Annotated in this window: 9 protein-coding genes; 7 read left to right on the top strand and 2 right to left on the bottom strand. The window is 61.9% G+C overall.

The genetic code is table 11. The features are described from left to right. Positions 1-15: 15 nt before the first annotated feature. From HHL09_RS24180 to HHL09_RS24170, 3 genes are read left to right on the top strand one after another with little or no spacing between them, the layout of a single operon-like run. Complete coding sequence (locus HHL09_RS24180) at positions 16-1863, top strand: DUF7407 domain-containing protein (RefSeq protein WP_169457231.1); 1848 nt, start codon at positions 16-18, stop codon at positions 1861-1863. 5 nt (positions 1864-1868) lie between these two features. Beyond that, positions 1869-2267 carry a hypothetical protein gene (locus HHL09_RS24175; protein ID WP_169457230.1) on the top strand — a complete coding sequence of 133 codons (399 nt, stop codon included), beginning with the start codon at positions 1869-1871 and terminating at the stop codon, positions 2265-2267. Beyond that, the gene (locus tag HHL09_RS24170) at positions 2264-4984 is read left to right on the top strand and encodes a VWA domain-containing protein (RefSeq protein ID WP_169457229.1); all 2721 of its coding nucleotides are present in this window, start codon (positions 2264-2266) and stop codon (positions 4982-4984) included. Before HHL09_RS24175 ends, HHL09_RS24170 begins: the two co-directional genes overlap by 4 nt. Positions 4985-5337: 353 nt before the next feature. Here the strand turns inward: HHL09_RS24170 and HHL09_RS24165 are convergent, their stop codons facing one another. Next, on the bottom strand, positions 5338-7533 hold the full coding sequence (locus HHL09_RS24165; RefSeq protein ID WP_169457228.1) for a bifunctional rhamnulose-1-phosphate aldolase/short-chain dehydrogenase: 2196 nt from the start codon (positions 7531-7533) through the stop codon (positions 5338-5340). A gap of 84 nt (positions 7534-7617) precedes the next feature. Between HHL09_RS24165 and HHL09_RS24160 the strand changes: the two genes are divergently transcribed. The 4 genes from HHL09_RS24160 to HHL09_RS24145 all read left to right on the top strand — a co-directional run bounded on the left by HHL09_RS24160 (position 7618) and on the right by HHL09_RS24145 (position 13515). Then, positions 7618-8385 (top strand): DeoR/GlpR family DNA-binding transcription regulator, encoded by a 768-nt coding sequence (locus HHL09_RS24160; protein ID WP_169457227.1) that lies wholly within the window; start codon positions 7618-7620, stop codon positions 8383-8385. A 51-nt stretch (positions 8386-8436) separates the two neighbouring features. Beyond that, complete coding sequence (locus tag HHL09_RS24155) at positions 8437-9912, top strand: rhamnulokinase (RefSeq protein WP_169457226.1); 1476 nt, start codon at positions 8437-8439, stop codon at positions 9910-9912. A 56-nt stretch (positions 9913-9968) separates the two neighbouring features. Further along, the gene (gene glpX, locus HHL09_RS24150) at positions 9969-11021 is read left to right on the top strand and encodes a class II fructose-bisphosphatase (RefSeq protein ID WP_169457225.1); all 1053 of its coding nucleotides are present in this window, start codon (positions 9969-9971) and stop codon (positions 11019-11021) included. Between the two features lie 556 nt (positions 11022-11577). After that, entirely contained in the window at positions 11578-13515 is a 1938-nt protein-coding gene (locus HHL09_RS24145; RefSeq protein WP_169457224.1) for a PAS domain-containing hybrid sensor histidine kinase/response regulator, read from the top strand. A 68-nt stretch (positions 13516-13583) separates the two neighbouring features. Here the strand turns inward: HHL09_RS24145 and HHL09_RS24140 are convergent, their stop codons facing one another. Then, entirely contained in the window at positions 13584-14273 is a 690-nt protein-coding gene (locus HHL09_RS24140) for a ubiquinone/menaquinone biosynthesis methyltransferase (RefSeq protein WP_240963697.1), read from the bottom strand. Positions 14274-14332 lie beyond the last annotated feature (59 nt).

The following is a 14332-nucleotide window of genomic DNA, read 5'->3' as shown; positions in this document are numbered from 1 at the left end:
TCCGCCAGCCATCTCGTGCTCACCCTCGCCAATCCAGCCGGCCTTTGGGCGCTCCTCGGAATTCCCGCGGTGCTCGCGATCCATTTCCTGCAACGCCAAGCCGTCATCCTGCCGATCTCCACGCTTTTCCTGTTAGAGAAGACCCAGCGTGAATCCGCGAGTGGCCGCCGCTTCGACCGGCTGATGAATTCGGTGCCGCTGTGGATGCAGTTGCTCGGCGTGCTGCTGCTCACCTGGCTGCTCAGCGAGCCGCGCTACCAGAAGGACCGCAGCACCCAGCGCGTGGCCATCGTGCTGGATTCCTCGGCCTCGATGTCCGTGAAGAAGGATCGGCTCAAGGAACGGATCCTTGCCTCTCTGCCCGATCTTCAAGGCCCCGCTACCTCGCTGGAGCTGACACTCTTTGAAAGCCTTCCCGGCCTGCCGCGACTCTACGCGGGATCCTCTCCGGAGGAGCTGTCCGCTGCGCTGGATGCCTGGAAACCGCGCTCCGGCCTGACCGATCCCTCCCAAGCCCTGCGCCTCGCGCGCTCGGTGGTCAGTCGCGAGGGCATCGTGGTTTATGTCACCGACACCCCGATCGAGACGCCGCCCTTCGAGGCACGCATCCTTTCCATCGGGGAACCGGTGCCGAATGTCGGCTTCACCGGTGTGACCTTGGCTGAAAAGGAAGGAGCGAAGGTCTGGCAAGCGATGGTGAGGAACTACTCGAAGCAGCGCACGACCCGGACCTGGCACTTTGAGATGCCGGATGGCCGCCGCACCGAGCCGAAGGAAGTCGAGCTGGACGCGGGAGCCATCGTCACCCTGCAAGCCGCGTTTCCGGAGAATGCGGAGCGCGCGAACATCGTGCTCTCGCCGGATGACTTCACGCTCGATGACACCCTGCCCGTGGTCCTTCCGAAGCCGAAGGCTCTCTCGATCTTCGCCGCCACCGGCGGAGCCTACGAGCAGCTCTCGCAGAAGATGCAGCGCTCTCTGGATGCCACCGTGACGGTGAACGATGCCGCCAGCGCGGACCTGATGTTCCTTTCCTACGATCCGCTCGACCCTGTGACCGCAGGGACGAATGCGGTGGTCTTCGTGAAGGATGAGACCCGCGGCGGAGCCTACTTGAAGGGTGGTATCGTGGCGGAGAAGCATCCCTTGATCGACGGGCTCAATTGGCAATCGCTGCTCGTCCGCGAGACGATCCAGCTCCCACGCCGCCAGACCGATACCGTGCTACTCTGGCAGGGCAGCCGTCCGCTGATCTTCCTGCGTGAAACGGAGGCCACGCCTCCAACTGGAACCGAGCCTGCAGCCCCCGCCTCCCGCCAGCTCTGCTTCAATTTCGACCTCCGCCTTTCGAATGCCGCCACGCAGCCAGCCTTCATCGTGATGCTGCACCGCTTCGCCGAGGAACTGCGCGCGGCAAAGGTGGCCCCGGCCTCGGAGAATCTCGAAACCGCGCAACCCGTGACCTTCGCAGCGAAGACGGTCACTCCTCCCGTCTACCTCGAAACGCTCGACCTCAATGGCAAGGTCCTAAAGAGCGAGGAGCTCCCGGCCGCGGAAAACGTGCACTTCAATGCACCGCTGGACGCCGGCTTCCTGCGCGCCCGCCAAGGGGATACCACCCTGCTCACAGCCAGCGTCCATTTTGCCGATACTCGGGAGGCGGATTTCAATGAATGCGCTCCGGCCGATACCCTCGGAAAATCGGCTGTTGCCGCCATGGAGCGTCACACGGAGGAGGATCACTGGTGGCGCGCTTGGTTTCTGCTACTGCTCGCGGCCCTGCTGATTTCTTGGAATTTCACACGTGATCGGGAGGCTAAGAAGTCCCAGACTTCCGCCTTGAATCCCCAAGGAGCCTCGTGAAACCGATGAAAGCCATCTCGCTCGCAAGTCCTGTCCTGTTGTCCCTTGCCCTCGCAAGCTGCACCACGACGAAAGGCTATCGGCACAAGGACCAGACCATCACCGTTTCCCAACGTGGCCTCATCACCCGTGGTGATCCAACAAACTACTGGATTGTCGGTGCCAAGCCGAACCAGGTGACCAGCGCTGAGAATCTCTCCGTCTATCGCAAGACACTCGCCCGCGGCAGCTCGGCGGCCCCGCTGAAGTGCAGCGGCTTCGTGGATACCACCCGTTCCTCGCGCATCGAGGTGCAGCTCGCGGAGAAGCATGGCGGATCCTGGCAAAAGGCGAGCGTCAATGGCGCGCACAAGCTCGTCGATGAGACCGCGCCGAAGCCCTTCTATCACTGGCTTATTCCATGACATTCGGTTCTCCAGAGTGGTTCCTGCTGCTTCCCGCCTGCCTTTTCATCGGCTGGTTCTGGAAGAGCCTGCGCCTGTGGTCCCCGCTGCGGCTGCTGCTGATCTTGCTGGCCACCTTCGGCCTCGCGGATCCGAAGATCAACATGCAGGAGGACTCGCTGGACCTCTGGGTGCTGCTCGACCGCTCGGACTCGACCGAGGACTTGGTCGACAAGGGGCTGCCAGAGTGGCAGCGGCTCTTGGAAAAGGCGAAACCCACCAGCAAGGACAAGATCCACAAGTTCGACTACGGTGCGGAAATCGTGGAGACCGGCGCGGATGGGACGGGTGGCTTTACCGGTTCCCGCAAGCTCACCCGCACGGGCCTCGCGCTTTCACACATCGCGGCACTGACGAAGGAGAATCGTCCTTCCCGCGTCCTGCTTTTCACCGATGGCTATGCCACCGAGCCACTGCACGAGGCCGCCGCAGAACTTCAGGCCCGCGGCATCCCGCTCGATTTCCGTCTGGTAAGGGATGAGACCTACGATGACTTCCGCCTCGCACGCTTGGAGCTTCCGGAGCGGGTGCAAGCCGGTGAGCCCTTCCTGCTCGCGGCGACGGTGCGCGGCTCGACCGACGCCGATGTCAGCCTGATCATCCGCCGCGGCGGCCAGACGCTCACCGAGACGAAGGTGAAGCTGGTCAATGGTGTCGGCCGTGCGGAATTCACTGACCGCATCCCGCGTGCCGGTGCCTTCCAATATGAAGCCGAGATCATCGTCGGCGGCGAAACCCCGCTCAAAGACGCACACCCCGGCAACAACCGCATCACCCGCTGGATCGAGATCGCGGGTGGGCCCCGCATCTTGCTGGTCACGAAGTACACCGATGACCCGGTGGCGAAAGTCTTGTCTTCCTTGGACTTCACCGTGGATGTGGTGAGCAATCCCTCGGCTCTGCAGCCGGGCATGCTCACCGGTGCCCGCGCGGTGATCCTGAACAACGTGCCTGCCTTCGAGATTCCGCAGCCCTTCCTTGATGCCGTGGATTTCTTCGTCCGCGAGCAGGCTGGCGGACTCCTGATGGCCGGGGGCAAGCAGTCCTTCGGCTCGGGAGGTTACTTCCAATCCTCGATCGATCCCTTGCTCCCGATTTCGATGGAGCTGAAGAACGAGCACCGCAAGCTCGCCGTCGCGCTGGCAATCGTGCTCGATCGCTCCGGTTCGATGGCCGTGGGTGTGAATGCCGGCGGAAAGAACCTCACCAAGATGGACCTGGCGAATGCTGGTGCCGCGGAGGCGATCGGCCTCCTTGGGCCGATGGACCAGGCTGCGGTCTTCGCGGTCGATAGCGCGCCGGAGGCCGTCTTCCCGCTGACCAAGATTCAAGGACGGCAAGCCGAGCTTCAAGCACGCATCCGCAAGGTTCACTCGATGGGCGGCGGTATCTTCGTCTATGAGGGACTGAAGGCTGCGTGGGATGAACTGAAGAAGGCGGACGTCGGCACCCGTCACGTGATCCTTTTCACGGATGCGAACGACACCGAAGAGCCGGGCGACTACAAGCGCCTGCTCGAAGAGATGAAGAAGGAAGGCTGCACCGTCTCCGTCATCGGCCTCGGCACGAAGATGGATGCGGACGCCAAGCTGGTGGAGGACATCGGCAAGCGCGGCGACGGACGCATCTTCTTCACGGACCGCCCTGTTGATATCCCGAAGATCTTCGCTCAGGAAACGGTGACGATCGCGCGGTCAGCTTTCATCGAGGATCCCGTGGGCGCGCAGCCGACCGGACGCTGGGCGGAGATTTCGCCGAAGCTGCTGGAGTGGCTGCCACAGGTGGATGGCTACAATCTCTCCTACGCGCGCGAGGACGCCACAACCTCGCTGTCCAGCAAGGACGAGTATGTGGCACCTCTCGTCGCGCATGCCCGGCGCGGTCTCGGCCGCAGCGCCGCAGTGTCTTTTCCCTTGGGCGGCGAGTTCTCGCAAAACATCCGCGATTGGAAGAACTACGGCGACTTCGTGCAGACCCTCACCCGCTGGCTGATGGGCATGGACCTCCCGCCCGGCATCGGCCTGAAGCATCGCCTCGATGGCACGCGCCTGACCGTCGATCTGCTCTACGATACCGAAGAGTGGTCGAAGAAACTCACGGTCGCTCCACCGAAGCTGCGCCTTTTGGAAAGCCACGCGGGAGCAACTCCCTACGACGTCTCTTGGAAGCGGATCGCGCCCGGCCACTTCTCGGTTACAAGGGATCTGGATGAGGGTGCCATCGTCCGGGGCGCAATCCAGGTCGGTGAATATGCGCTGCCCTTCGGTCCGGTAACCGTGGGCTCCTCGGTCGAGTGGGCTTTCGAGCCGGAGCGCTTGGAAGAATTGCGCGCCGTATCCCGCCAGACCGGTGGTCGCGAGTTGCTCGACCTCTCCACCGCATGGCTCCGTCCGCCCAGCCGCCAGGATGTTTCCCTGCGGATGTGGATCGCTTTGGCAATGCTCGTGTTTTTGGTCGTGGAAGCTCTTATGACCCGCACCGGCTGGAAGCTTCCGATCCCCGCGCTGCCCCACTGGGCTCCGCGTGAAAAGGAGGTCAAAGCAAAGAAGGTGAAGGCTCCCAAGCCCGTGACCCCGGTCGTAACACCCGAAGAAAAACCGATCGTCACGGCGCAGCAAAGCGAAGCCGAAAGCACCGAACGGAAGTCGCGTTATCAGCGGGCCAAGGACCGGAAGTAGTCCCCGGCAAGGGCGAAGAAATCAGGTCTGGCTTGGCACTAGAACGTGCCCCTTGGTCCCGGTATGACTTGCTTGTGAACTCACACCCCGGTGACCTCATTTCCGTGACCGGGAGACCTCATGGATCTTCCCGTTTGTCTCCCGTTTTCTCCTGCCGGTCCTCGCACCGCCTTCTCGCCTTGGCCTGATTTTTTTCTGCTTTTATCAGGTGGAACAGGCGACCCTAGCTCACCCGATTTCATCCTCTGGCCGTGGGCTTCCGGCATCCCCCCCTTAGGAAGCAGAACGGGCGGCTCCCCGTGAAATGGAACCGCCCGTTCTTTACCTACCTGGAAAGAGTCTCTCCGGGAAAATCAGCGCAAGAAAGCCTCATGGAGGCCACCGTCCACGGTGATCACTTGGCCGGTCGTCTTGCTGAGGCGGTTCGTCACCAGCAGGAAGTAGGCTTCCGCCTGGTCTGCCGGGGTGATCGGTGCCTTGGTCAGGGTCCGGTCCGCATAAAACTGGGCCAGCTTGCCGACCAGCGACTCGGTCTCTTCGTCATCGCTGTACGGGATCGAATACTTTGCGAGCGAACCAATGACCCGATCACGCGGGAACATCGCGGAACCCTGCACGACGGTGGCGGGGGCGACGCCATTGACGCGCACCAGCGGGGAAAGCTCGATCGCGAGTTCGCGGACGAGGTGATTCGCTGCGGCCTTCGAGGTGTCGTAGGCGAGGCTGCCCTTCTTCGCCACCGCGGCGTTCGCGCTGGTGGTGAGGACGAGATTGCCCTTCAGGCCCTGCTCCTTCCACGTCTTCGCAGCTTCATCCGCGACGTAGTAGGAACCGGACACGTTGATCGCAAAGGTAAGTGCCCACTTATCGTCCGGGATGTGGCCGGAAGTATCGCTCGGCACGAAGATCCCGGCGGTCACGCAGATGTGATCGAAGCCACCATAGGCCAGCGCCACCTGATCCAGCATCGCGCGGATGCTGGCGCGGTCGGTGATGTTTGCAGCCAGACCGATGGCCGGCCCACAGCCGGAGATGCCGCTGCCTGCGACGCCGATGCCGAGGCCGTGCTTGTCGGTGATTTCCTTCGCGGTGGCTTCCGCGGCTTCCTTGTTCAGGTCCACGCACACGATGTGCGCGCCTTCCTTCACGAGGCGATGGGCGGTTTCCTTGCCGATGCCGGAGCCGGCGCCGATGACGATGACCACCTGGCGTGCCAGTTCCTTCTCGGCGGGCATGCGCTGCAGCTTCGCTTCTTCAAGCAACCAGTATTCGATGTCGAAAGCCTCCTGCTGTGGCAGGGCGATGTATTTGTCGATCGCCTCCGCACCGCGCATCACTTCCACGGCGCAGTTGTAGAATTCCGCGGTCACGCGGGACTCGGACTTGTCCTTGCCCCAGGCAATCATGCCCAAGCCCGGGATCAACACCACGGTCGGGTTCGGATCGCGCATCGCCGGGCTGTTGGCGTGCTTGCAGGCATTGTAGTAGGAGGCGTAGTCCTTCCGGTATTGCTCGAGACCGGCAGTGAGCTTCGCCTTCAGCGCGGCAGCGTCTTCGACCTGCGGATTCCAGTCGACGTAGAGCGGCTTGATCTTCGTGCGCAGGAAATGGTCGGGGCAAGAGGTGCCGAGCTCCGCGAGGCGCGGGGCATCCGCAGAGTTCACGAAGCGCAGGATCTTCTCGTCGTCCTGGACGGTGCCGATGAAGCGCTTCTGCTGGGAAACTTGTCCGCGCAGCCATGGCAGGATGCCCGCCAGAGTCGCGCGGCGCTGCTCTTCTGGCAGCGTCTGATATTTCTGGCCGCCGAAGGCCGTCGCATCACCACCCTTCGCCTGATACTTCTCATCAATGTAAGCCGCGGCCTTCTCGATGAATTCCAAGGTGCGGATGTAGCAGACCTTGTCATCGTCATCCCAGGAGATGAAACCGTGCTGGCCCATCATGATCGCCTTCACGTCCGGCTGCCGGCGGGCGATTTCCTGCATGGCGAGGCCGAGCTCGAAGCCCGGACGCATCCACGGCACGTAGGCCATGCTGCCGCCGAAAATCTCTTGCGTGAGCTTCTCGCAATTCGCGGAGGCAGCAATCGAGATGATCGCATTCGGGTGCATGTGGTCGACATGCTTGCCTGGAAGGAAGCTGTGCAGCGGCGTGTCGATGGAGGACGCGCGCGGGTTCAGGTTGAAGGTGGTGTGGAAGTACATCGCCACCATCTCGTCTTCCGCGGCGGACTTCAGCCCCTTGTCTGCGCGGCCACCATACACGCTCTGCAGCGCGATCAGCTTGTCCTGATAGAGAGAGGAGAAATTGTCGCGCTTGCTGGTGCGCAAGTCACCGCCGGAGCCTTTCACCCAGAGCACTTCGGCATTGGCACCGCCGAGCGGATCCTTCTCCGCGATCTTGGAGGAAGTATTACCACCACCGGTGTTGGTGATGCGTTGGTCATCGCCGAGGATGTTGGAACGATAAACGAGACGAGCGACCGGATCCAGAGTGGCGGCGTGGGCGTCATCCCAGGAGTAATTCACGTGCTTGAAGTCAGCGGACATGGGGTGTTAAACGTTTGCGATTGACGGCGCCGGGGTTTGCGGGACAAAACCCACGAAAGCAAGCAATTTCCCACAGAATCCCACATGCTGGCCGCGGAACGTCAACGCAAAATATTGGAGAAGGTGCGCCGTGATGGAACGGTCCGCACCACGGATCTCGCCCGCGACTTTGTCGTCACGGAGGAAACGATCCGCCGGGATCTCGATCTGTTGGGCCGCCGCGGCCATCTGCGCCGCACCCATGGCGGTGCCATGGATGCCACCGCGCCTCTGGGCGAACTCTCCCAGACCGAGCGCGAGTCCCGGCAGTTGGATGAGAAAATCGCGATCGGTCGTGAAGCCGTGCGCCTCATCTGCCCCCGCGAGACCATCCTGCTCGATGCTTCCACTACCGCTCTCGAATTCGCCGACCAACTGCCGGAAGACGTGCCGGTGCGGGTGGTGACCTACTCGCTGGCGGTGATCGAACGGCTGGCCTCCCGCGACTCGAATCTTGAGCTGATCCAGCTGGGCGGCAGCTATGAAGCACGCGGCCGCCGCTTCTCCGGCATGCTTACGGAAAGCGCGCTGCGTGCCCTGCGGATCGACCGCTTCTTCTTTTCCGGCGGCGGGCTCGATCCCATTCGCGGCGTAAGCGAACCGAACCCCGAGCAGGCCCGCCTCAAGCGGATGATGCTCCAACATGCCGAGTGGTCCTGCGCCTTGCTCGACCACACGAAGCTGGGCGTGCAGACCGACTTCTACTTCGCGGCCCCGGAAGAGCTCGACGTTCTTGTGACCGACCGCGGCGCAAAGATCTACGCGAAGAGCCATCTGAAGGACCTGCCCTACGAACTCAAGTTCGCTCGCTAAGGTCTCCCCTGCTCCGGTCTCCGGTTTCTTGTTTCATTACTCTCTCTTTCCATGCCCGTATTTCTCGCCATCGACCTCGGCGCCGGCAGTGGCCGCGTGATCGCCGGGATCACCGATCTCAAAACCCTCCGCCTCGAAGAAATCCACCGCTTTGACAATCCCGGCACGGATCTGCCGGGCGGGTCGTTCTGGAACGTCGTGGGCCTCTACCGCGATATCGCGGAAGGCCTGCGTCGCGGCGTGGAGAAGTATGGAAAGGATATCGTGGCAATCGGCATCGATACCTGGGGCTGTGACTTCGGCCTGCTGGATGCGCACGGCCGTCTGCTCGGGCTTCCGCATCAGTACCGCGATGCACGCCATGAAGGCATGCCCGCCGTGATGCATGCGAAGATCCCGGAAGCGGAGGTTTACAAGCAGACGGGCATCACCACGAATTTCTACAACTCCTCCCTGCATCTGCTGGCGGAGAAGCAACTCGGTTCCCCCGCCCTTTCTTCTGCCGATGAATTGCTCTTCGTGCCGGACCTGCTGGCCTTCTGGCTCTGCGGTGAGAAAGCAGTGGAGCGGACGATCGCTTCGACCTCGCAGCTCCTCGATGCCGGCACCGGTGATTGGGCATGGGGTGTGATCGATGCCCTCGGCCTGCCGCGCAGCATCTTTGGCAAGATTGTGGCACCCGGCACGGTGCTCGGAAAGATCCGCCCGGAAGTTGCGCGTGAGATCGGCATGGAAGGAATCCCGGTGGTGGCGAGCGCTTCGCACGATACCGCCTCCGCTGTCGCGGGTATCCCGATGGATGGCGGCAGCGACGCGCTATGGCTTTCCTCCGGCACCTGGTCGATCATGGGTCTCGAGACACGCGAGCCGATCCGCACGCCGGAGGCCTTCGCCGCACGCTGCTGCAATGAGCTCGGGGTCGAGAACACGGTGCGTTTCCTGAAGAACATCGCCGGCCTCTGGCTGATCCAGGAGTGCAAGCGGCAGTGGGCGCTGGATGGTGACAGTCTTTCCTATGGGGAAATGGCGAAGCTCGCTGAAGCCGCGCCTTCCTTCTCCGCCTTCATCGATCCGGACGACGCGATCTTCGCGGCACCCGGGCAAATGCCGAAAAAGATCCAGGATTGGTGCGAGAGAACCGGCCAGGCCGTACCGCAAGACAAGGGCACCATCCTGCGCGTGGCGTCGGAATCACTCGCCCTGAAGTATCGCGTTGTCTTCGAGAATTTCTGCAAGCTTTCCGGCAAACGCTTCGAACGCCTGCATGCGGGTGGTGGAGGCATCCAGAATGCTTTCCTCGCACAAGCAACCGCAGACGCGCTGGGCATCGAGGTCATCGCCGGACCGATCGAGGCGACATCTTGCGGAAACATCGTCGTCCAGATGATCGCCACCGGTCATCTGCCTGATCTCGCGGCAGGGCGCCAGCTGGTGCGCGAGTCCTTCAGCTTCGACAACTACCACCCGCACGATCGCGAGAAGTGGCAGGCTGCATACGAGACATTCACCGGCTTCATCGGCCGCTGAGCGATTTTGTCCGGAATTTGCCGGAGGATTGCTCAAGATCCCCTTCCTCCCGTACCATGATTGATCCCGAGCGTATCTTTGAAATGGATTTCCTCCGCGCGACGGAGGGTGCCGCCATCGTAGCCCACCGCTGGATGGGCCGCGGTGATAAAGAGGCGGCCGATGCGGCTGCCTGCGATGCCATCCGCGGCATGTTCGACCTGATGGACATGCGCGGCGAGGTGGTAATCGGCGAGGGCATCAAGGACGAGGCGCCCGGCATCTTCAAAGGGGAGAAAGTTGGGACCTGGCTGGAAGGCTCACCGCAATTTCACATCGCGCTGGATCCTGTGGATGGCACCACCAATGTCTCGAAGGGGATGGCGAACTCCGTTTCCTGCATCGCGGCAGCAATCCCGGTGGAAGGTGAACCGGAAAGTGCATTGGAGGATATCCCGGCCTTTTATCTAGAGAAGCTCTCCTATCCCGAGAAAGTACGGAAAGCCTTCATGGCCGATCCCAAGCTGCCAATCAGCGTGGAGGCACCCACCGAGGAGGTGATCAAGATCACGGCGAAGATCCTGGACAAGGACATCCGCGACATCGTGGTGATGATCTTGGACCGCCCGAGGAACCAACCTTACATCGATGCCGTGCGGAGGATCGGCGCAAAACTGCGGATGATCGCGGATGGCGACATCGCGGCGGCCATCGCTCCAGCCTTGGCGGATAGCCATGTGGATCTCTACGTGGGGATCGGTGGCGCGCCGGAGGGGGTGCTCTCGGCGGCTGGACTGCGCTGCCTTGGTGGCGGCTTGCAGGCAAAGATCTGGCCGAAGGATAGCCTCGAGAAACGCGTGTTGGTCGCCGAGGGCTACGGACATCTTCTGGACCGGGTGTATCTTTCCAAGGACCTCGCGAAGGGCGACCGAATCCTTTTCAGTGCGACCGGCATTTCCGATAGCCCGCTGCTCCGGGGAGTGAGCGTGAACGGAAGCATCGCCCGCACGCACTCCGTCTTCATGCGTGTGAAGAGCCGCACGATCCGCTCGATCAAGGCGCAGCATGATCTTTCCCAGAAGACGTTTCGCTTGAGATCAAAGAACGCGGAGGCGCTCCTGTTGGACTGATCGGCGGGTGAAGGGGCGCTCTTCTCGACGTGTCATGGTTTGGGCGTCGCTTCCGGCAGCACGCCCATATGACAGATCTCCACCCCCTGTTCGGGGGATGGGAGTATCTCCCCATGTTGCAACTTCTTAGTCGGCCATTGGGCCTTTGGGACGAAAGCCGTTCACGTCATGGAGCCTCGAAAAGGACGGCTCCAGCGCATTTTGGGGAGGGTTCGCAGGAACGCCCCATAGGATTAAGGAACATCCCCATCTACGAAAAACGCTTAATATCTTCTAATTATAATCCGGCCTCTTGTTAGTTATCCCTGAGCTGCTAGAAACGCACTGTTGGCCTCAATCCCCCCGAGACAACTGGACGGCCCCAGCGGCTCCCCCGTTGGGGCCGTCCCCATTTTTCTCCCGTTCCGCCTTTTCTGACACCGTGATTTTTCGGTGTTCACGGAATCCAAGTTGAAATCCTGCGATCCCATTCTTATGGATGCGGGATAAAATACCCTCCCGCAGGTATCAGACGGTTTCCTCACCAGCTGGCCCCGTGTGGGGCACCGATTGAGCGATGGATTCCCAAAAACTGGCCGAGGCACCGGACGCGGACGCGAGCATCATTTCCCCGTGGCTGGCCGCCCGGAGGCAACACTTCGACGAACTGGTGGGTGGCGTGACGGACTACGCCATCTTCATGATGAGCCCAGAGGGCATCATCCTCGATTGGAACTCCGGCGCGGAAGAGCTGAAGGGCTACACGGCGAAGGAAATCGTGGGCCAGCATTTCTCCCGCTTCTACTCGGAGGAAGACAAGACAGCGAGGTTTCCCGATCACGAGTTGATCGTAGCTAGCGCAGAGGGACGCTTCGCCACCGAGGGCTGGCGCTACCGGAAGGACGGAACACGCTTCTGGGCAAATGTCACGATTACCGCAATCCGCTCCGACGCGGGCGTGGAGGGTTTTCTCAAGATCACCCGCGACCTCACCAAACGCCAGCAGGCTACCGAGGCGCTGCGCCAGAGCGAGGAGCGCTTCCGCCTGCTCATCGAGAGCGTGGCGGACTACGCCATTTTCATGCTGGATCCGGAGGGCAATGTGATGAGCTGGAATACCGGCGCGCATCGCATCAAGGGCTACGAGCCGGAGGAGATCATCGGCCAGCATTTCTCCCGCTTCTACCCGGAGGAGGCGCGGCTGGAGGGTGTGCCGGCGATACTCCTCGAGCGTGCGCTGACCGAAGGACGAGCCGAAGACGAAGGCTGGCGGGTAAGGAAAGACGGCACGCGCTTCTGGGGAAACGTGATCATCACCGCGGTGCATGATGCCGCCGGGATCCATCGCGGCTTCGTGAAGATCACCCGGGATCTCACAGACCGTCGAAACCGCGAGCAGATCGAACTGGCGAGCAAGCGGAAGGATACCTTCCTCGCAACGCTGGCGCACGAACTCCGCAATCCCCTGGCACCGATCCTGCCGGGCGTGGATGTCCTATTGAAAGCCCCCCACCAAACCGGTCGTGTCGTGCAGGTGGCGTCGATGCTTCGCCGCCAGGTGGACCAGATGTCCCGCCTCATTGATGATTTGTTAGACCTTTCCCGTGTGACCACTGGCAAGATCGCCCTACAGCGCGATCGCATCCAACTCGTCGATGTCGTGCAGCGTTCCGTGGAGACTGCACAACCGGCGATCGATGCGAAACACCATCGCCTGGCGCTGAATCTACCGGGAGTGCCCGTAATTCTGGATGCAGACTTGCACCGCCTTTCCCAAGCAGTGTCGAACCTTCTGACCAATGCGGCGAAATACACGCCGGCGGGGGGCGAGATCGAGCTAACGGTGGAGCTGGCCGAAGGCGACCGGCTCTTGATTCATATCAAGGACACCGGCATCGGCATCCCGGCGGAATCGCTGGAGACGATCTTCGATCTCTTCGACCAAGGAACGCGGGGATCCTCCGATGGGCTCGGAATCGGACTGACGCTGGTACAGACGATCGCGCGAATGCATGGTGGCTCGATCGGGGCTTTCAGCGATGGCGAAGGCCGGGGAACCGAGATGATCCTGGATTTGCCCGTCGTCGCCTCGGTCGGAGATGCTCCGGAGGATGAACTGGCACCGCCGGTCTCAACCCCGAGTTCCCGCGCTTTGCGAGTACTGGTGGCGGACGATGCGCCAAATACCGCCGATATCCTGTGTATGTTTTTCGAGCTTGAGGGAATGCACACCCGCGTGGCCTACGATGGCTTGCAGGCAGTGGAATCTGCCACAGCCTTTCGTCCGGACCTCGTGTGCTTGGATCTGGGGATGCCGCAGTTGGATGGTTTCGAAGCGGCACGCAGGATCCGGGAGAGTCAGCCGGGCGTGGTGATTATCGCGCTGAGCGGCTGGGGCTCGGAGTCCGATCACGCCAGGACGAAGGAGGCTGGCTTTGACTTCCACCTGGTGAAACCGGTAAAGCCGGAGGATCTGCGACAGATCCTGGCGTCGAGGTTTCCGCAGAAGGGCTGAGCTACGGGTGTCTCAGAATAAGAAAGAGGACAGTGGGCAATCCGTGATCGAGGGATCGCTCCGGCAGCTCAGCTTGCCTCGGCAGTGTAGATTGAAGCAACCCCACAGCTCAGAGGGATCGTGTCGGCGTCCTTGAAACCTTGGGCGTCGATCAATTCGCACATCGCCGTGCCCATGGGGAATTCCTCTATGGAGCCGCCGAGGTATTCGTAGGCGTCCTTCTGGCCGGTGAGTGCGCCGGCCATCTTGGGGAGGACATTGTGGAGATACCAGCGGTAGGGCTTTTTCAGGACGCCTTCCGGGAGCGAGAAATCGAGCACGAGGAGGTGGCCGCCGGGCTTGAGGACGCGTCGCATCTCCTTGATGGCACCGGCGTAGTTCACCATGTTCCGCAGGCCGAAGGCGACGGTGACGACGTCGAACTCGGCGTTCTTGAAGGGCAGCGCCATCGCATCCGCCACGAGGGTGCGGGCCAGACCGCGGCGCGTGGCGTGAGCTAGCATCTCCGCGCAGAAATCACTGCCGGTCACCTCCGCCTGCGGGCACTTGTCCTGGATCTCCAATGCGAGGTCGCCGGTGCCGGTGGCCACGTCGAGGACACGCTGGGGCTTCCAAGCGCTGACGATCCGGGCGACCTTCCGCCGCCAAAGGATGTCCGTGCCCATGCTGAGCACGTGGTTCGTCGTCACGTAGCGGTCGGCGATGCGGGCGAAGGCATCGCGGACGTAAGACGGGTCTTGAATGGTTCCGGCTCCCACAAGCCGATCGATACGCGGGAAAGCCGGACTGCCAAGTCCGGAGTGGGAGAAAACCCACT

The organism is Luteolibacter luteus (assembly GCF_012913485.1).
Taxonomy (GTDB): domain Bacteria; phylum Verrucomicrobiota; class Verrucomicrobiia; order Verrucomicrobiales; family Akkermansiaceae; genus Haloferula; species Haloferula lutea.
This window is presented reverse-complemented; position numbering and strand designations above follow the sequence as displayed.